We start from the raw sequence: 18,179 nt of genomic DNA, 5'->3' as shown, positions 1-18,179 counted from the left end.
CTATAGTGAAATTACCTTTTGCTATATCTTGATCTTTCACGTAAAATGTGTATGGAAGAACAGATGTATGATGACAACAAGGTAACAAGATCAGAAGACATTCGTGCTTGCTGTGGGTTTCATTGCTCTCAGTGCCCGGCATATATTGGAAACATCAAAAGTGAGGAAGATCGAAACCGAGTTTCTGAAACCTGGCATAAAATATATGGACTTGAGATTCCCGCAGAAGCAATCAGGTGTGACGGTTGCCTGAAACCGGATAGTGAAAATCCTTTTCGGATTGGGGGAGATTGTGGGATGAGAAACTGTGTTCAGGATCGAAAGATCGCCCACTGCGGAGAGTGTAATGAATTTCCCTGTGATCGTATAGAACAGCATATGGCATCGGTAGAGTCTGTTGCTCCCGGATGCCGGGATACTCTTACTCCAGATGAATTCAAAGATTTTATTGAACCATATCTCTGTAGGGAATTTATGAAAATGACATAAGAAACCCTCTTTCATTTATTGAACAAGTAAAGAATAGCCCATGTAGTATAGCCAGAAAATTGGTACTGGTAAGGTTAGTTTACCTTAACCTGTAACTCTACCTTGATCTTATCTTCAGGAACCTGAGTAGGATCATTATGATTGATCTCGATAATCGGTCCTGCAATTGCATACTGCTTTTCTGTTGCGTATGAAAGCAACCGAGTCCAGGCAAGAGCAACTCCGGAGAACGGACCGGTATGAGTGATCGAGAGATAATTCCCTGCAGGGATTGTTTTTATCAATACCCTGGGATCTTTAATTTCTACCTTTTCAGCAACCGGGAATGCACATTCAATGTCTGCATCTTCCTCTTTATATTCAAGATCATAATACATTGTCATAAATGGACCACTGATGATCCCGTCTCTCTGATTTTCTGAAAGACTAAGCGTATCTTGAAGGATGGTCACCATTTGTGGGATAGCTTCGTCATAAGTGCCACTCTGCCGGGTAGAGAGAACAGTAAACTGCTCAATGTGTTTTAAATCAGGTAATTTTTCCAGCATAGATATCCTGTCCAAAGACGCATCAGATTCTCCGAGTATCGCCTCGATTTTTTGTAAAGCCTTGATTTCAGATCGTACTGCAACGACCCGGGTGCCAAAGATCTCTCTGATCTTGCCGGTGTCACCAGCATCGTAAGCGTTGAGAATCAATTTGATATCCCGGACTGTAAACCCAAGTGAACTCAGAACACGAATACATCCTCCCCGATCAACCTGGGAAGGCAGGTAATACCGGTATCCGGTGAAAAAATCTTTTTTTTCAGGGACAAGGAGTTTTTTTTCATCATAATACCTCAGGGTTTTTACAGGAATTCGGGTGATGAGGGAAAATCTGCCGATAGTCATCAGATCTGAATTCATTGGTTACCATATCAGGTGGATCAACCACCAATAAAGAAGGTCAGAGTCTCCTACGGGTGAGAGTTTCAACTACCGGGAGATATTTGATAATACCGTTGTTGCAGGATCCAGGTATTGTATAAGAGATATCATATCCGCATTTTTTTCCTCGCGATAATTATTATCGGGAAGATTATACCCCCGACAAGGGCAAGTATAGCCACACCTGCGAAGAGCATCTGTTGCAGAGCGTAGATAAGAATCTGATCTGGCTGGGTTGTACCTGTATGAGCAAGGGTAAACAATCCCTGCAACCCCTGGATCATTGCAAGACCAGGAACCATAGGAATTCCTGCGATTACCGAGAGGAGCACTTCAGGAACCCGGGCATATCTGCCAATACCGGCCGCAATGACCGTTGCGATACTCATACCAATGAAGAGAGAAAAGAAGGGATCAAACCCGGCAGAGATCCCTGTCTCTCTGATCAGCCTGGCTGCTGCACTGCAGACAAAACATCCTGCCAGAACAGAAACCGGGGTATTAAATAGAATTCCAAATCCACATGCTGCTATTCCGGCCGCTATAGTCATGGTCGGGATGAGTGTAATGACATCTCCAGAAGAATGAAGCTGGATGGCAGGGGTCATCATGCCAAGAGGGATGAGTAAGGCTCCGGAAATAATACAAATCTGGGTAAATACAGAAGTGAGCCTGGCAATTCCACAACTGGTGTGTTCCCTGATAATATCCAGACCTCCGTTGATCAGCATTGCTCCCGGAATCAGAAAGAGAACACTTGAGATCAGAGCAACCTGCGGGGTCTGTGTCTGGGAAACAGGAGTTAGTGCCACCGCACACAATCCTCCTGAAAGAGCAGTCACAAGAGTTGTGAGATAGAGATTATTCAGGTCTTTTCCAAACCGTAACCTGATTGAAAGAGCAAAGATTGCAGAAAGGAAAATTACCCAGAGGGCAGGGAGATCTGCATGATTGATCCACCCAAAAGCAGCACAGGCAATCCCAGTCCCAAAGATAATTACCGGGACCGGGTATACAGGTGACCTTGCTCTTATAGTATTCAGGTCCTCCCTTATTGCAGAAATATCCCCATGATATGAAGGAATTTGATGGAGAATGCCACTGATCTGATGCAAAACAGATACATTTACCCTGATAGGATCACGCAATACATAGAGCCGGTTTTCAGTATGATCACCATGATAAACACTCAGTTCAATAACTTCATAACCGACTGATATGTGTACCTTCTCATCACCAAGTTTTCCTGCGAGCCACCTGACAGAATCACCGACTCGTTGAACAGTGGCACCGGCTTCATAGAGAATAACCGCAAGATCGAGATAGAGGTCTGCACTTTCATACCCTTCCACCTCATCTCCAATGCAGTTCATGTGTACTTTCTGGTGATGTCAGAATATATGAGACTAATATCTTCTAGCGATCCACAGAGACACTACAACCAGAAATCCATCAGAATTTCTGATGATCCACCAGTTCATGAGTTCTTTGAAAGGGAAGAAGGACAGATCTCTTTATCATGACTCGAAAACCGGGAATGGTAAAGGAACGGGTCAGCCTGTATACCCAATCACCTCATTCCCTGGTGCTTATACTCGGAATTGCCGGATTCATTTCCGCTGCTGATAACTGGTTTGTGTCCCCGGCACTCCCGGCAATCGCTTCAGATCTTGGAGTCTCCATTCTTTCTGCCGGACTGGTCCTGACAGCATACCTTCTCCCATATGGATGTATGCAGCCTGTGTTTGGTTTGATCAGTGATCATGCTGGAAAAGCCAGAGTATTATTCTGGATTCTTATCGGGTTTACAGTTGGTTCCGGTGCCTGTGCCCTGACTGGCTCTCTTCAGACCCTGATATTTTGGAGGGCTTTTACAGGCTTTTTCGCAGCTGGCATTATCGCCATATCACTTGCCTGTCTTGGAGATGCAATCCCTTTGAAAGAGAGACAGCACTTTGTAGGAATATTCATGGGAATTGTGTTTCTTGGCCAGGGTCTTAGTGTGGGCATCGGGGGCCTTCTCACAGAATTTTTCTCATGGCGGGTGCCGTTCATGCTCTTCTCTGGCATAGCTGTCTGTACACTCATATTCATACACAAGATCCCACAGACCAGGCAGACAGCATCTGTCATGACAGTGCATGAAGAACTGAAGATTATTTATCATAACCCATTATCATGGATATTATTTCCTCTCGCCGGTGCATCCGGATTTTTTCTGATTGGGATGTATAGTTATCTTGGATCCTTTCTACACCAGATAGTGAGCCTTGGATATACGCAGATTGGGGAGATTGTAATGTTCTTTGGTTTTTCAGCTCTCATCGGAGGCACACAGGCTGGAAAAATGAGTAGAAAAATTGGATCACGTTGGATGATCGTATACGGTGGACTTTTAGCATCCGGATCTCTCCTCCTGTTTGCATTGCTTCCCGGATGGCAGACTGGACTGCTCGTGTCTGTAGGACTCGGACTTGGGTACATATGCATACAGTCAACTATTGCAACGCTGGTCTTTGAGATCAGTCCGAGATCAAAAGGGCTTCCATCTGCACTGGTCGGACTCGGCCTCTTTGGAGGCGCCGGGATCGGAACTGCCTGTATGGGTACACTTATCGGATTTTTCGGGTATTGTGAATCTGCAATAGTCTACACTGCAGGGATATTCGGAATAATATTGTTTACACTTTCAGTTCCAGACCTCAACCCATCAAAGATTATAGGCCCGGAAGATGATCGATATTAAAAAAACGGCAGGAGAAACCTCCGCAATAAAACTGAAGATGATGAACACGGATTTCTCAAAACTCATTGAACTAACCAGTGCTCCGATCCTCTATCAACCAGGAACACACCGGATGTGGGATGACACATATATCTCAGGTCAACTCCTCCGGATTCACCTGGATCAGAATACAGATGCAGCTAGCAGAAAATTTCCAACAATCTCAAGAACAGTTGAATGGATAGAGTCCCATCTAAAGAGCCACTCAACAATTCTTGATCTTGGATGTGGACCCGGGCTCTATGATGAACTCTTAGCAAAACACGGTCATCATGTGACCGGTGTTGATTGTTCCCATAACTCGATCGAATATGCAAAATCGCAGGCTCAAAAGAATGACCTCGACATCACATATATACATCAGGATTATCTGGATCTGAACCTTGAGAACAGGTATGATCTGGTAATCATGATTTACTGTGATTTCTCAGTTCTCATTCCAAGAGACCGGGATCTCCTGTTACACCGCATTCAAACCATGTTAAACCCGGGAGGTCTGTTTATTTTTGATATCCTGAATGAACATGCTCCAGGAATCTTGAATCCAGATAAAAAAGACTGGGAAATAACAGAGTCTGGATTTTGGAAACCACATCCATATCTCGCACTTTCACAATCATTTCATTATCCTGACCAGAGCGTGATCCTGCAGCAGCATATTATCTGTTCAGAAATGGAGAGCGTTGAGACATACAGGTTTTGGAATCATTACTATCGGACAGAAGAAATGAGATCTATCCTTACAAATGCCGGATTTTCAGAAGTTCGCACCAATGAAAACGTCCTTTCAGAAGATGTAACTGATCAGAATAGGATGGTAACTTTTTACATTGCTAAGATATGAAAATTATGTTTTACCCACAAAAAATGGACATTTTTAGATTATAAAACCGATAATTGATTAGATTTTTGATTTTATCCCAATAATGGACTCTAAAAAACATCATCGCCAGGCACATTATATTTCACGATCTCCAAGCAAGACACCATAAGTATTACCCATCAGATATGATTTGATAGGTGTGTGTTATTAAAATGATAATTAGGGATATTTTTCAAAAATATTCGATTATTTAAGGTTTTATGACCTGAATATTATTCATGAATATCAAGGATCAGATCCGGGTCTTATTTTATAAAAGAAGCCTAATACGCCGATTTATAAACGTTAATTATCGCTGAACCTGTCTTCAGATAGGTCCCTGTGAAGTAATCTAAATCCGGGCTAATATTGATGCCTAGTCCTGCCTTATATTCCAGCGCGATCAAAGATCAGAAGAACCAGCTCTTCTGCTGAGTTTATTGGAAAGTCGGAAGGCTTTAGAAACTTTTCAAATAGTTCTCCAACATTGCACACAACCAGTCCTCCAACAGTCATATTTCCTGCTGCACCTTTTGGAAGACCGGAGTATACTGATTCTTTAGAAGAAACCGGGAATGAAACATTACCAAGTGCCTCGATCCAGTGAGTAAGAAGCTCTTCTCTCATACCCATGAAAAGGGATCTACATAACAGGAAGAGAAATAACTTTCGAGATCCTGATTCATTTTTAGGTTCTATCAGGTGTGAATCATCACACTGATTTTGGTAAAACCTCTACCTATCCTTTATCAACTTTGCAGAAAGGATCACTACTACTATGTCAGAATCAGACCCCTCATCCCATATGACCGGGAGAGAACTCCTGATCGTACTGGTGATCTCACTGGGATCATTCATGGCCGGTCTTGATGCAACCATTGTGAACATTGCACTTCCAAGTATCGCAAAAGCGTTCAATGTATCAACAGTAATTGCATCCTGGGTATTGAATGCATATCTGATAATTCTTGTCAGTCTGCTTCTGGCTGCAGCAAAGTTAGGAGACATCAAAGGATACAAAAAGATCTTTGTTGTGGGATTTGCGATATTTACAATAGGATCTGCTCTTTGCGGAGTTGCCCCTAGTGTAGATCTTTTGATTTTCTTCAGGATGATCCAGGCTATCGGCGGTGCAATCATCGCTGCTCTCGGCTCTGTTATGGTGACTTCATACCTGGGTGAAAAGGTAAGGGGACAGGCCCTCGGTCTTGTTGCAATGTTTACCATGCTTGGTGTGGCTCTCGGTCCGGTGATCGGAGGGTTTCTCACCAGTGCATTCTCCTGGCAGTACATTTTTTACGTGAATATTCCGGTTGGAATTCTTGCTATTCTTCTTGGCATTTCAGTTATCCCAACCCGTACAGCAACATCCCCCTCTTCACGACTTGATACCCCGGGAGTCATTCTGATATTCATCGCCCTTGGATCCCTGATCATCGGACTGAACCAGATTCAGACACAGGATACCAGAACCGGCATTGAAGCCCTGGCTCTTTCAATTGTCTCATGGACTCTCCTGTTCATACGTGAGAAACAGGCGATTGAGCCGCTTATTATTCTTTCAGTCTTCAAAAACCGTTCTTACACAATTCAGAACATCAACATTCTCATCCTGCAGATGGGACTTGCAGGGGTCATGTTTCTCATGCCCTTCTATCTTGAAATTGTAAAAGAACTCCCAACAGGAACATCAGGAGCCCTGCTCCTCTCACTTCCGGTTGGCAATATTATGACTGCACCAATTGCGGGAAAAGTATCAGATGTCATAGGAACAAAAAAACCAATTATGGTTGGATTCATCATCATGATCCTTGCCCTCTTCTTTTTGTCTACCATATCCATCTCAAGCCATACCGGTGAAGTGGCATTCTATCTGTTTATTCTCGGAGCAGGAGCAGGTATCGCATTTGCTCCACTAAATAGTGCGATAATGGGGGAATCACCAGATACAGAACGGGGAATGACATCCGGCCTTCTCAGGATGATGACCAACCTTGGCTCTACTCTTGGAGTTACCATCACCCTCCTCGTTGCAACCGCAACACTCGGTCCAAAAATGGCTGAGATGGCTGCTCATACTCTTAAGCCGGCAGAGCTTGCAGTTGCATTTGATTCAGCATTCCTCTTCGCTATGACTATTCAGATAATCGCCCTCATCCTCATGATATTTGTCAGGAAATCCGGGGAAAGAGGAGTATAACTGAATGAATCCACATCCTGAAAAAAGACCTGACGCAGGTATCAGGGCAGAAATGCCTGCATCAGTGTGGAGCAATCCAGCTGCTCCAATTATTCTGGGAATCATCGTGACCATTTTTCTCTTTTTTCTGATCCTTTTGCTAATGGGCGTTATGCCACTTGAGGCATTCAAAGGTGACACTAAAGAGACAAAGAAAGTTGATGCTGCTGTATCCATAGAAGAAGAACAGGCTATGAACAGGATAAATACAACCGGATCGCTGTACCCAAATGAACCACCTGCTCAGCCCGACCCGATACTCAGTAAAATTGATGCTCCTTTCCAGGCAGAAGAGAATAAAGAAGAACAGCAGATGGATAGTTAGTTGCTGTCCTGATCGCAGATTGTATTACCTTATATTATTTCGAGCCCGGGAACCGGGATTATCAAGAAGCTTGGAAACTGGGTTGTGTACAAAACAAGGAACGTATAAAATTTTCTGAAGGAAATCCAAACCATCCTTGTTTGGGTAAATAAAACACACATCTCCGGTCTATTGTTCATCAGTTGATTTTTTATTCATCTCTGGAATGTAAGCAATAAACCATTGACGAATATTCTTCATACTCCTGATCAGACATCTTCCCCTGATCATGCAGTGAAGAAAAATATCTGATCAAACTTGCTGATGCAACCCGCCGTAATGGACTAGAATCAGATAATCTATTCTTTTCTTCAATAAATCCGGTCGCAAGAATGGCAGACGGGAGAGCGAGTACAAGCACTCCAAGGAAGGTGAAACATGATCCGATAATCTTTCCAAGTGGAGTTATTGGATAAATATCACCATACCCTACAGTTGTAACAGTCATCGCAGACCACCACATTGCAGCAGGAATGCTTGAAAATTTATCTGGCTGAACAGGATTTTCCACAAGGTAGAGGATTGTTGATGAGAAGAGAACTACAAAGATCAGGATAAAGACCATGATGGCAAAAATTTCTCTCTTTCTGAAAAGGACCCGTTTCAGCTGAGCAAGTGACTGTGAATACCTGGAGTACCTGCCAAGTTTAAAAATTGAAAGCAGTCGGAATGTCCTAAGTATGGTCAGGTGACGGTTGAATATGAATGGAAAAAAAACAGGAAGAATTGAGATGAGATCAATGAGCAGGTACAGGTGCATAGCATACCTGAAGCGGTTACCTATCATTCCCTTAAGATCTGGGGATGATGTACAGGACCATATTCTCAGCACGTATTCGATCGTAAATATGAAGAGGCAGAAATTCATCAGGGGGCCAAACAGAATCCTGTATTGCTTGTCGATTGAAGGGACAGTGATCAGGACAATTACCACTGCATTGAGAAGAACCACAAAAGCAAGGAACCATTGAATATTGAATGCAACCCGATCCCCTGGACTTGGATCATCAAGTATCACGTGAACCCGGTTCTTTACCCTATTATATCGCTCTTTTAGCACCATCCCACTAACTCCAATGGAATCTGTCCGACATCAGGATTGATCTCTCATCCCTCCTCATCCTGTTTCTGATCAGGTTCCAGTTCACCAGGGTGATATGAACCACTTCATCGATGAGGGTCACAGAGTAGTCAGGTTTGAAGATGTATGAATATCACTATAATGCAGAATCTGTCTGCGGGAAAAAAGTATGACAGGTGTTTTAGGTTATGATGACCTAAAGGGAACTTTTATTTCCAAATATCGGGCCAGTGCCTGATTTCAGGCTTGCCGCCTTTTTCTTGGCTGCATCAGCCTCATCCTTGAGACCAAGCCTGCTCTTCGCTTCAGCAAGATGGTTGTACATTGAAACAAGATCATCCATATTGCTCGAACCAGATCTGGTATACTCATTAATTGCTGTTTCAAGTGAATCAGCAGCATCCTGATATTTGTTCAGATCTAGAAGCACTCTTCCTTTTCCAGCATGAGCAACCCATGAACTTCCATCATCTGGTGCATAACTGATTGCCTTATCATATGATTCAATCGAGGTGAGAGACCGGTTGAGTCCTTCTAGTGCAAGACCCCGGCCAACCCAGGCATCAAATGATTCAGGCTTTTTCTGTATAGCATTCTCAAATGCACTCTTTGCATCTGCATAAGAGCCTGAAGTCAGGAGTTTATTACCGCTGCTAATATACGAACTGTATGTCGGAACCCGGACCTGGTCGCTTGTTGTATTCGGTGGAAGATAATAGTCAGGCATGATACTGGTATCCATCCTTTCTAAAAGCCAGTTTGGAGCGCCTAATGGTGCACCACCCGAATAGCCATCTTCAGCACTGACCGGAAGGGGAAAAAGACAACAAACCGCAACCACCACAAATGCTGGCAGGGCCCAGCAATAACCCCGCTGCGAAAGAGAGACCGATCTCATAGTACTCTCCTGATGTTCATAACAAAGATGTTTTCCTGTGCTGGTGAACTGAATTAATCTGGAAAATGACTCCAGACATTTCATACCATTATAATTACCAAAACGCGCAAAAAGGAAAGGATTATCGATGCTTACCGTCCCTCTGTTCCTCTTCAAACCGCTTCATCTCAAGCTCACGGAGATCTTTCCGTTTGATCTTGCCTGAAATGGTCTTTGGGAGTTCGGTGACAAATTCGATCTTTCTCGGGTACTTATATGGTGCAGTTACTCCTTTGACATAATCCTGGATCTCTCGTGCCAGTTGTTCTGAAGGTTTGTACCCCTCTTTCAGAACAACAAACGCCTTGACGACAAATCCACGGATGATATCAGGTGAGCCTACAACAGCTGTCTCTCCTACTGCCGGATGCTCTATAAGTGAATTTTCAACTTCGAATGGGCCAATACGGTATCCGGAAGCCTTGATAACATCATCATCACGACCAACAAACCAGAAGTACCCGTCCTCATCCATCATTGCCCTGTCGCCAGAGTAGTAAAACCCATTCCTGAAGGCATTCTTATTGGCTTCATCGTTGTTATGATATTCAAGGAACATTCCAACAGGCTTTGGGTTGACACTAATCGCGATTGAACCCTCTTCACCAGGTTTGACGGGCTTGCCATCTTCATCGTGGAGTTCAATATGCCAGCCAGGAGAGGGTTTGCCCATGGAACCATACTTTGGCTGCATACATGGGAATGTCCCGACACAGAGAACAAGTTCAGTCTGTCCATATCCCTCGTACACCTCAAGGCCTGTCATATCTTTCCACGCCTTGATAACTTCAGGATTTATCATCTCCCCGGCACTCACACAGTGACGAAGTTCTGAGAAGTCATACTTGCGAAGATCTGCCATCACCAGCATCCGGTAGATTGTTGGCGGTGCACAAAAGGTTGTAATCCCGTACTTCTCAATAAGCGGAAGCAGTTCAGTTGCATTGAACTTGTGGCGGTAATCATACACGAAAATGGCAGAACCCTCAATCCACTGGCCAAAGAGTTTTCCCCATGCAGACTTTGCCCATCCGGTATCTGAAACTGTAAAGTGCAGATCATTGCTTCGCAGGTCATGCCAGAACCTGGCTGTCACAATATGTCCGAGTGGATAGTCATGGGTATGCACAACCATCTTCGGTTCTCCGGTTGTCCCTGATGAGAAGAACATAACCATCGGGTCTGATGATTTTGTTTTCCGCAGTCCCTTCAGGTTTACAATCCGTGATGAAACCGGTGCAGGATAATCGAGCTCAGTCAGGTATGAGATCCAACCCGGCCGTTGTGCATCATTGATCATCTTCACCTCAAGAGAGGGACAGTGTGATGATGCTGCCTCGACCTTATCGGCATTCTCTTCAGAGGTGATGACCATCTTGACATCCGCAGCGTTGATTCTGTACTCGATATCCTTCTGGGTCAGCATCGTAGGGGCAGGAATGTAAATCGCACCAACTTTGATCAGGGCGATTGTCATGAACCACCATTCCGGAACCCGTGGAAGCATGATCAAAACTTTGTCGCCTTTGCCGATCTTGTACTTGATCAGCATATTGACAATCTGGTTTGATCTGCGGGAGATGTCACGGAAGGTGAAAAAGTGTTCTGCTTCCTGCTGGTTTGTCCAAACCATCGCAAGTTTGTTGCGATCCTTCTTTGCCCAGGCATCGATGACATCGAATCCGAAGTTGAAGTATTCGGGTACTTCTATCTTGAAGTTCCGGTACGTCTCTTCGTAATTCTGCATATTGTGCCTGACCAGTGCAGGCGAATCATCGATGAGCGGGCCGGACTGGCCACAAGGATATATCCCAAACCCGGAGAGGCGTTTGAGCTGACGGGCGCAGGCTTCAGTGATCCAGTCAGACCGTGATAACTGTCTGGCATTACACTCCTGGTCGATCCGCTTGGTCAGATCATCCTCCATCGTTATTGAGTACCGGACCATACTACCATGTGGTTCAGGTTTGGGGATAATTGTTTGGTGCAGTATATGAAATAATTCGCACCAGCATATAATCGTACAGATAAAGTCAGGCCTGATAAAATTACAGCATCCCGGGAATTATTACAATCGCAGAAAAAGGGTGAGAAATGGTTGGATTATTCGCCTTCTCTGACCATGGTGATCGCTTTCTTCGGGCATTCATTCGCGCAAATGCCGCACCCTTTGCAGAAGACAAGATCGATCTGATAGTCATTGTCGATGACGCCATCCGGACAGTACATTGCACACATACCACAGGAATTACACCTGTCCCTGTCAACAACCGGACGAAATACACGCCAGGTTCCGGTTTTTCCGCAGGCTCCTTCAACCGGACGGGATATTGCGAGTCTCTCTCTCATATCACCAGCTCCTCATATGCCATCATGGCGGCTTTCAGATTCCGCTCATCTGCGAACATCTCTGATATTGCTGCACGGGCAGACTCACGTGAGAAGAGACCCATTTTTGCTAGTGCTCCGATTACCGGAGTATTCAGGATCGGACTTCCGGCAACTACCAGATCGGTCTTCAGAGCAATACCGGTCAGGTCTACAAAGAAGGTCTTGTATCCTGCAGCTGCTTTTGGAACCTCTGGCGCATTGATCAGTACTTTTCCATCAGGCTTGAGGCCGTCAAAAACATTAACCAAATCAATAATCGAAGCATCAAGCACCACAACAAGATCCGGCTGGTGTATCTGGGAGTAGATTTTGATCGGCTTATCGTCAATCCTGATGAAGGATACAATTGGGGCACCACGACGCTCTGCACCATAAAATGGGGCAGCCGTTGCATACTTGCCGTCACGAAATGCTGCAAGTGCCATCAGCTTGGCTGCAGTTACACCACCCTGACCTCCCCGGGAGTGAAGCCTAATCTCATACATCAGATCTTCACCCCAAACCATTCTTCAGTGCCTGTCTTCCGGTTCCTGACAAAGGAGGCGATATCATTGTAGGTAACCTCCTGTCCTCCAAGGCCGGCAATAACGTTGTAACAATCCTTCCCGGTTTTTGCCTTTATTGATCCGGCAAGGATACCACCAAATCCGAATGAATAATTCCGATCGATGACGACAAGTTCGCGGTCCCGGAGATCGAGTTCAGGGAATGGGCGCATCCATCTCACACGCATCGAACCGGCCTTGATTCCTTCGTCTCTGAGGATATCAATAGCAACTTCGGCCTCTTTTCCAAGCGTTCCCATCGAGAGGATCAGCACTTCTGCATCCTCACATCGGTAATCATCTGTCCAGGAATACTTCCTGCCGAATCGCTGTGCAAACTCAGCTTCAGTTTCCTTGATCACCTCAACCGAGTCACGCATGGAGCGTTCAATATCTGAACGGATCCTGACGTAGTCTACCGACGAGGTCATACATCCGTACCCTCCCGGATTCTCGGTATCGATCCTGTGATCTAGGACCAGGGGTGGAATGAAGTCTCCTGCCTTGACTTCCTCAAGCTGCTGGGTGATATGGGAAAGAGCAAATCCATCAAGGTTCACCATCACCGGCAGATAGACCCGCCGATCTTCAGCGATCCGAAATGCCATCAGGGTTGCATCATAGGCTTCCTGCACTGTTGCTACATACACCTGAAGCCAGCCGGTATCACGTGCCTGTAGTGAATCAGTATGCTCAGCCCAGACGTTCCAGCCCGGTCCGACTGCTCTGTTCACGTTTGCCATCACAATAGGAAGTCGTGCTCCAGCAGCCCAGTTCACCATCTCGTGCATGTACAAAAGTCCATGGGAACTGGTGGCAGTAAAAGTCCGAACTCCTGTGATGCTGGCACCGATGCAGGCAGCCATCGCCGAGTGTTCGCTCTCGACCGGGATATAACTGGCCTTCATGCTTCCTTTTGTTACAAAGTTCGCAATCTGCTCGACAATCTCAGTCTGCGGAGTGATGGGATAGGCAGCAACCACAGCGGTCCCGGCTTCCCGGACAGCTGCAGCAACCGCGTTGTTTCCGGTTGAAATGGTCAGCATGTTCCTTCAGCCTCCAGTTTGAGCAGCCGCAGGTTTCGCTCCATGGACTGGCGAATCTCAGTGATCTGTTCAGGCTTAAGTCCAGAGAACCTACCCTGCATCTTAAGGTAATCCTCAAGTGGTGCCGGCTTCATCATCGCGGCTTTAGTCTGGCCCGAGATGGTGAGAGTATCGTACTCACGTTCATACATTGCCCAGATACCGCTTCTAACTGCAAGTTTGCCTACTTCAATTGTTTTAGAAGCATCGTACCGCCATCCTGGGGGACAGGGAGCAAGTACATGCATAAACTTCGGCCCGTTGATCGAGAGTGCCTTTTCAACCTTTTTTACAAGATCCTGAGGGTAGGCACTGCAGCTGGTTGCCATGTATGGGAGATTGTGGGCTGCAATAATCCGGTCAAGATCCTTTTTGGGGTGTGGCTTGCCGCCTGGCGTTGTTGTTGTCCGGGCACCAAGCGGGGTGGAACCTGATCGCTGCATCCCGGTGTTCCCGTACGCTTCATTATCATAACAGATGTACAGGAAGTTGGTTCCCCGTTCAAGGGCACCGGAAAGTGCCTGGATTCCGATATCAACCGTTCCTCCATCACCTGCGTAGGCAATAACATTCGTCTTCTTTCCCAGCTCTTCAAATGCTGCTGCCATTCCTGAAGCAACCGCTGCTGCAGAGGCAAACGCTACATTGTAAACAGGGATACCAAATGACGTATTCGGATACACACCCTGCAGCACCGAGGTGCAACAGGCCGGAACCACCAGTACGGTATCTGGACCTGCAGCCTTCAGGACATGCCTGAGGATCAGATCAGAACTGCATCCGGCACATGCCGAGGTGCATTTATGGATATATTCGGTGTCAGGAACCGTTGGCATGAGTGTCACTAGCCGTTTGTTTTTCATGATAAATAATGATAGTTTGATCAGGGTACCGCAAAAGGCCGGCACGCTGATACAGGGGGATATCCTAATACCGGATAGGGAACTGCATGACAAACAGACCAGACCCTGAGGAACCAAGCTTTGGAGGGCCAACAAAATGGAAAGACCTGGAGATGAGAAAGAGTAACCACAGAACTCTGATTCGGGTTCTGGTTCTGATCATCGTGGTTGCAGGAATTGCTGGAGCAGCAGTCCTGACCATGCAAATTATTCCTGATCAGCAGGCAACTCAAGATACACCATTTCCCTATACAACGACGTACCAGGCATCACTGCCTGACAGTGAACGGGTGCATGTAGGTAGTCTTGATATCCTCGCCATGCAGACCGGTGACAGAATAGCACTTAAGATCGGCAATCACCGGGAGGAGATGGAGATGAATGAGACCAGGCAGATCAGCCCGAGGATCTTCTCATTACGGATCTTTGGAACTCCTGTCTTTGACACAGGATATCAGGTAAATGTAACATGGACAGGTGTCCAGAAAGACAGAGATACGTTCAAAATAGTACTCAGAACAAACAGACAGGTTCCGGAATGGCTGATGAACCGGATCATTCCAGGCACCATTGAAGCGAAACCGGCCTGATGAGGTTATACCAGGAACCGGTCTATTTGTTTTCTTCTTCCTCTTCTTTACAGTGGGAACAGAGAAAAGACCTGCAGTGACCTGGCCGGTCGTTATAGATCAGGCAGGAAAAAGTATCACCTTCACCCAGCACAAGGAACGGACATGCCTTCGGGTACCTGAACTGAAAGTTTCGATCAAACATCCGGGCAGTATCCTTACTGGAAACCCTGGCCTGGAATTTTTCTTTGGTAAGAGTACATTCACAGGAAAATCTCCCGTCAGAAGACTGATTCCCGATACGGATGTACTGCCGCATATTCATACAGCATTTCCCACAACCGTTACATGGACGAGTCATAATCTGGCCTTGTGAGCCTTCATCACAATGGTCTGGCGATGATCCGCATACGCACAGATAGCCTCAAGAAACTGTTTTCCATACCGTGAAACCTTGTGTTCTCCAACCCCATACACGGTAAGCAATTCCTCCCTCGTCCTGGGGAGGCGGGTCGCCATCTCTTTGAGAGTCCTATTTGGAAAGATCTGAAATGGTGGGACATCCTCTTCATCGGCGATATTTTTCCTGATATCTCGAAGGATCTCAAACAGGTTTGCACTGTAAACCGGAGTCTCTTCTGCAACTGCTCCGGGTGCAAGCACTGCCTGGAAATCAGGCTCTCCGATCATCACCGGGATTTTTCCAGACAGGGCATCCCGGGTTCGGTCATTTGCCCTGACAACAGGGTATTTTGTGCCAAATGATGTGAGATATCCGCAGTAGATCAATTCACGTATCCAGAAGAGCCATTGCCTTTTGCGGTGGGGTTTACCGATGCCAAAGCAGGAGATCTTGTCATGCCCGTTGCCTATTACTTTCTCATCTGCTGTACCTGACAGAATATCACCGAGGTAAGAAATCCCAAATCCACCCTCCAATTCATCCACACAGGCTGTGATAGTCTTTAGAACCTGCTTGCCGTCCATGGTTTTTCTGCCTGAAGCACAGTTATCACAACCCCCGCAATTCGGCTCATTGTATCCCTCACCAAAGTACGTCAGGATAACTGCACGCCGGCAGGCCCGTGTTTCACAGTATCCGATCATGTCATGGAGTTTCCTGATCGCAACCTGTTTCTCAACCCCGTCGCCCATCTTATCAATCAGGAATGATATCTTCCGGTAATCTGCCCTGCTGTAGAGGAGAAGACACTCTGCAGGGTCCCCGTCCCTCCCTGCCCGGCCTGTCTCCTGGTAATAGTGCTCCAGATTCTTGGGGAGATCATAGTGGATGACAAACCTGACATCAGGTTTGTTGATTCCCATCCCAAATGCAATCGTGGCTACGATAATTCGGGTCTCATCACGAAGGAACCTGTCCTGGACCGCATGGCGTTCTGCAGGAGGGATGTCTGCATGATATGCAGATGCAGCAAACCCATTTTTGCGCAGGGTGGCGGTCAGGTCCTCAACCTGTCGCTTGGAAAAACAGTAAATGATCCCTGACTCCCCGGCATGTTTCCTGAGAAATGAAACCACCCGAACATCAGGAGACTCTTTCTTTTCAATAAGGTACGAAATATTTGCCCGGTTAAAACTCCCGATAAAGACTGCAGGATTGGATAGTTTCAATTCATTGATGATGTCTGTCCTTACCGAGGGGGTTGCTGTTGCCGTGAGTGCTATAACAGGGACATCTGGGAACGTCTCCTTGATAATTGCGAGCCGCCGGTACTCCGGTCTGAACTCATGCCCCCACTGCGAAATGCAGTGAGCCTCATCAACGGCCACAAGGCTTGGATGAACTTCAGCGAGAAATTTCAGAAAAGATGGTAGGATCAGCCGCTCAGGAGAAACATACAAAATCCGGAGAGTCCCTGCCCTGATTGCATCCTCAACCTCACGCTTCTGCCTGGAGTCCTGGGTGCTGTTCATGAAAGCCGCAGGGATGCCAAGCTCTTTCAGGCCATCAACCTGATCCTTCATCAGTGCAATCAGCGGCGAGACGACGACACAGAGACCTTCCCTTATAAGAGCAGGTATCTGGTAACAGACAGATTTTCCTCCGCCTGTAGCAATAACCGCAAGCACGTCACGTCCGTTGATCACCTCTCTGATGATCTCGCCCTGCTGTGGTCTGAATGAAGGGTATCCAAACCAGCGTTTCAGAACCATTTCGGGCGATGGGGCGGTCATCTTTCATCATTATTCGTTTCCATGCCGGATAACTGCACGCCTGACCAGGGCATGTAAACTTCTGATTCTGGAATCACAAGGATCATTTTCGTGTCATTCACCGGTATCGCTGAAATAAATAAACGAAAGATTCATGATTCAACACCCTGATAAGGTTAGTTAAGAGACGGGAGAAGGGTATCAGCAAGCCCTGACACCATGAAGCCCGGTATGTCTGATGGAGGGAAAATATGGGCACATTTCTTGTAGATAGTGATTCAGAAGAAGTTCAACAGGAGAACATGGGAATTCCACAGGGAACCAAGCAGGTAAGAACCCGAGCAAATACTACAGGAAACATGCGGGTTGTAGAGTTCATATTGGGGAATGAACTCTTTGCCATCGATCTTTTTGACACAAGAGAGGTTATCAACACCACCGAGATTACACCGCTGCCAAACACCCCTTCATTTATCAAGGGAATCATCGATCTCAGAGGTGTGATAACAACCATCATCGACCTGAAAGATATGATGAAGATCACTCAGGAGGCAGGAGACAAGAAGAAATCACGCATCATTGTTCTCGATCAGGCTGTCTCTGAGAAGATGATCGGAGTCCTTGTAGATGATGTTCTGGCTGTCACCACCTATGCTGACGAAGACATCGACACTGATGCCCATGCTTCACAAAACAGTGAGCGGGACATTCTGGGGATTATCAGAAAGAAGACCAAGACCGCTGGCAAAGACAAGAGTGAACTTATCATCTGGCTTGATATCAAGACGATGATTGCAAAAGTAGAGCGGGATCTTTAACCCAACTT

Annotated in this window: 19 protein-coding genes; 8 read left to right on the top strand and 11 right to left on the bottom strand. The window is 46.1% G+C overall.

Annotated elements, in window-relative coordinates; genetic code table 11:
- The first annotated feature begins 51 nt into the window (after window positions 1-51).
- Window positions 52-489, top strand: coding sequence for a DUF3795 domain-containing protein (locus DK846_RS10085; RefSeq protein ID WP_181391718.1), 438 nt, complete (start codon window positions 52-54; stop codon window positions 487-489).
- A gap of 74 nt (window positions 490-563) precedes the next feature.
- Here the strand turns inward: DK846_RS10085 and DK846_RS10080 are convergent, their stop codons facing one another.
- Complete coding sequence (locus DK846_RS10080) at window positions 564-1,382, bottom strand: MerR family transcriptional regulator (protein ID WP_181391717.1); 819 nt, start codon at window positions 1,380-1,382, stop codon at window positions 564-566.
- Window positions 1,383-1,525: 143 nt separating this feature from the next.
- A complete protein-coding gene (locus DK846_RS10075) occupies window positions 1,526-2,791 on the bottom strand; it encodes a threonine/serine exporter family protein (protein WP_109968799.1) in 1,266 nt (421 codons plus the stop codon).
- Between the two features lie 146 nt (window positions 2,792-2,937).
- Here DK846_RS10075 and DK846_RS10070 point away from each other — a divergent pair, with 146 nt between their 5' ends.
- Window positions 2,938-4,164 (top strand): MFS transporter, encoded by a 1,227-nt coding sequence (locus tag DK846_RS10070; RefSeq protein WP_245926518.1) that lies wholly within the window; start codon window positions 2,938-2,940, stop codon window positions 4,162-4,164.
- Entirely contained in the window at window positions 4,151-5,047 is an 897-nt protein-coding gene (locus tag DK846_RS10065; protein ID WP_109968798.1) for a class I SAM-dependent methyltransferase, read from the top strand. Before DK846_RS10070 ends, DK846_RS10065 begins: the two co-directional genes overlap by 14 nt.
- Window positions 5,048-5,452: 405 nt before the next feature.
- Here the strand turns inward: DK846_RS10065 and DK846_RS10060 are convergent, their stop codons facing one another.
- Window positions 5,453-5,692 (bottom strand): MTH865 family protein, encoded by a 240-nt coding sequence (locus DK846_RS10060; protein WP_181391716.1) that lies wholly within the window; start codon window positions 5,690-5,692, stop codon window positions 5,453-5,455.
- A 151-nt stretch (window positions 5,693-5,843) separates the two neighbouring features.
- Between DK846_RS10060 and DK846_RS10055 the strand changes: the two genes are divergently transcribed.
- Complete coding sequence (locus tag DK846_RS10055; RefSeq protein ID WP_109968796.1) at window positions 5,844-7,265, top strand: DHA2 family efflux MFS transporter permease subunit; 1,422 nt, start codon at window positions 5,844-5,846, stop codon at window positions 7,263-7,265.
- A 4-nt stretch (window positions 7,266-7,269) separates the two neighbouring features.
- Complete coding sequence (locus DK846_RS10050; protein ID WP_109968795.1) at window positions 7,270-7,629, top strand: hypothetical protein; 360 nt, start codon at window positions 7,270-7,272, stop codon at window positions 7,627-7,629.
- A 190-nt stretch (window positions 7,630-7,819) separates the two neighbouring features.
- Here DK846_RS10050 and DK846_RS10045 read toward each other — a convergent pair whose 3' ends face one another.
- The 7 genes from DK846_RS10045 to DK846_RS10015 form a co-directional block, all read right to left on the bottom strand.
- Entirely contained in the window at window positions 7,820-8,731 is a 912-nt protein-coding gene (locus tag DK846_RS10045; protein WP_109968794.1) for an ion transporter, read from the bottom strand.
- Between the two features lie 214 nt (window positions 8,732-8,945).
- Window positions 8,946-9,647, bottom strand: coding sequence for a tetratricopeptide repeat protein (locus DK846_RS10040; RefSeq protein WP_181391715.1), 702 nt, complete (start codon window positions 9,645-9,647; stop codon window positions 8,946-8,948).
- A 121-nt stretch (window positions 9,648-9,768) separates the two neighbouring features.
- The gene (locus tag DK846_RS10035; RefSeq protein WP_181391714.1) at window positions 9,769-11,634 is read right to left on the bottom strand and encodes an AMP-binding protein; all 1,866 of its coding nucleotides are present in this window, start codon (window positions 11,632-11,634) and stop codon (window positions 9,769-9,771) included.
- Window positions 11,635-11,789: 155 nt separating this feature from the next.
- Window positions 11,790-12,035 (bottom strand): 4Fe-4S binding protein, encoded by a 246-nt coding sequence (locus DK846_RS10030; protein ID WP_109968791.1) that lies wholly within the window; start codon window positions 12,033-12,035, stop codon window positions 11,790-11,792.
- Window positions 12,032-12,562: a 2-oxoacid:acceptor oxidoreductase family protein gene (locus DK846_RS10025; RefSeq protein WP_109968790.1), complete on the bottom strand. Its 531-nt coding sequence runs from the start codon at window positions 12,560-12,562 to the stop codon at window positions 12,032-12,034. Before DK846_RS10025 ends, DK846_RS10030 begins: the two co-directional genes overlap by 4 nt.
- The gene (gene porA / locus DK846_RS10020; protein WP_109968789.1) at window positions 12,562-13,668 is read right to left on the bottom strand and encodes a pyruvate ferredoxin oxidoreductase; all 1,107 of its coding nucleotides are present in this window, start codon (window positions 13,666-13,668) and stop codon (window positions 12,562-12,564) included. Before porA ends, DK846_RS10025 begins: the two co-directional genes overlap by 1 nt.
- On the bottom strand, window positions 13,662-14,570 hold the full coding sequence (locus DK846_RS10015; RefSeq protein WP_245926517.1) for a thiamine pyrophosphate-dependent enzyme: 909 nt from the start codon (window positions 14,568-14,570) through the stop codon (window positions 13,662-13,664). Before DK846_RS10015 ends, porA begins: the two co-directional genes overlap by 7 nt.
- An 86-nt stretch (window positions 14,571-14,656) precedes the next feature.
- On the opposite strand from DK846_RS10015, the gene DK846_RS10010 reads away from it, so the two are divergent.
- Window positions 14,657-15,199, top strand: a complete 543-nt coding sequence (locus DK846_RS10010) for a hypothetical protein (RefSeq protein WP_109968788.1) — start codon at window positions 14,657-14,659, stop codon at window positions 15,197-15,199.
- Entirely contained in the window at window positions 15,180-15,554 is a 375-nt protein-coding gene (locus DK846_RS18040; protein ID WP_245926516.1) for a hypothetical protein, read from the top strand. Before DK846_RS10010 ends, DK846_RS18040 begins: the two co-directional genes overlap by 20 nt.
- On the opposite strand, the gene recQ is transcribed toward DK846_RS18040, so the two are convergent.
- Window positions 15,536-17,374, bottom strand: coding sequence for a DNA helicase RecQ (recQ, locus tag DK846_RS10000; protein ID WP_109968786.1), 1,839 nt, complete (start codon window positions 17,372-17,374; stop codon window positions 15,536-15,538). The two genes, DK846_RS18040 and recQ, sit on opposite strands and share 19 nt — an antisense overlap.
- Before the next feature lie 230 nt (window positions 17,375-17,604).
- Between recQ and DK846_RS09995 the strand changes: the two genes are divergently transcribed.
- A complete protein-coding gene (locus DK846_RS09995) occupies window positions 17,605-18,171 on the top strand; it encodes a chemotaxis protein CheW (protein WP_109968785.1) in 567 nt (188 codons plus the stop codon).
- Window positions 18,172-18,179 lie beyond the last annotated feature (8 nt).

Source organism: Methanospirillum lacunae, from assembly GCF_003173355.1.
GTDB lineage: Archaea > Halobacteriota > Methanomicrobia > Methanomicrobiales > Methanospirillaceae > Methanospirillum > Methanospirillum lacunae.
The sequence above is the reverse complement of the archived record's forward strand: the minus strand, read 5'-3'. Positions and strand labels throughout refer to the sequence as shown.

What these genes read in the sequence shown, in the direction of transcription:
- DK846_RS10085 (WP_181391718.1), top strand. Translation starts at nt 52, where the DNA reads ATGGAAGAACAGATGTATGATGACAACAAGGTAACAAGATCAGAAGAC.
- DK846_RS10080 (WP_181391717.1), bottom strand. Translation starts at nt 1,382, where the DNA reads ATGACTATCGGCAGATTTTCCCTCATCACCCGAATTCCTGTAAAAACC.
- DK846_RS10075 (WP_109968799.1), bottom strand. Translation starts at nt 2,791, where the DNA reads ATGAACTGCATTGGAGATGAGGTGGAAGGGTATGAAAGTGCAGACCTC.
- DK846_RS10070 (WP_245926518.1), top strand. Translation starts at nt 2,938, where the DNA reads ATGACTCGAAAACCGGGAATGGTAAAGGAACGGGTCAGCCTGTATACC.
- DK846_RS10065 (WP_109968798.1), top strand. Translation starts at nt 4,151, where the DNA reads ATGATCGATATTAAAAAAACGGCAGGAGAAACCTCCGCAATAAAACTG.
- DK846_RS10060 (WP_181391716.1), bottom strand. Translation starts at nt 5,692, where the DNA reads ATGAGAGAAGAGCTTCTTACTCACTGGATCGAGGCACTTGGTAATGTT.
- DK846_RS10055 (WP_109968796.1), top strand. Translation starts at nt 5,844, where the DNA reads ATGTCAGAATCAGACCCCTCATCCCATATGACCGGGAGAGAACTCCTG.
- DK846_RS10050 (WP_109968795.1), top strand. Translation starts at nt 7,270, where the DNA reads ATGAATCCACATCCTGAAAAAAGACCTGACGCAGGTATCAGGGCAGAA.
- DK846_RS10045 (WP_109968794.1), bottom strand. Translation starts at nt 8,731, where the DNA reads ATGGTGCTAAAAGAGCGATATAATAGGGTAAAGAACCGGGTTCACGTG.
- DK846_RS10040 (WP_181391715.1), bottom strand. Translation starts at nt 9,647, where the DNA reads ATGAGATCGGTCTCTCTTTCGCAGCGGGGTTATTGCTGGGCCCTGCCA.
- DK846_RS10035 (WP_181391714.1), bottom strand. Translation starts at nt 11,634, where the DNA reads ATGGTCCGGTACTCAATAACGATGGAGGATGATCTGACCAAGCGGATC.
- DK846_RS10030 (WP_109968791.1), bottom strand. Translation starts at nt 12,035, where the DNA reads ATGAGAGAGAGACTCGCAATATCCCGTCCGGTTGAAGGAGCCTGCGGA.
- DK846_RS10025 (WP_109968790.1), bottom strand. Translation starts at nt 12,562, where the DNA reads ATGTATGAGATTAGGCTTCACTCCCGGGGAGGTCAGGGTGGTGTAACT.
- porA (WP_109968789.1), bottom strand. Translation starts at nt 13,668, where the DNA reads ATGCTGACCATTTCAACCGGAAACAACGCGGTTGCTGCAGCTGTCCGG.
- DK846_RS10015 (WP_245926517.1), bottom strand. Translation starts at nt 14,570, where the DNA reads ATGAAAAACAAACGGCTAGTGACACTCATGCCAACGGTTCCTGACACC.
- DK846_RS10010 (WP_109968788.1), top strand. Translation starts at nt 14,657, where the DNA reads ATGACAAACAGACCAGACCCTGAGGAACCAAGCTTTGGAGGGCCAACA.
- recQ (WP_109968786.1), bottom strand. Translation starts at nt 17,374, where the DNA reads ATGACCGCCCCATCGCCCGAAATGGTTCTGAAACGCTGGTTTGGATAC.
- DK846_RS09995 (WP_109968785.1), top strand. Translation starts at nt 17,605, where the DNA reads ATGGGCACATTTCTTGTAGATAGTGATTCAGAAGAAGTTCAACAGGAG.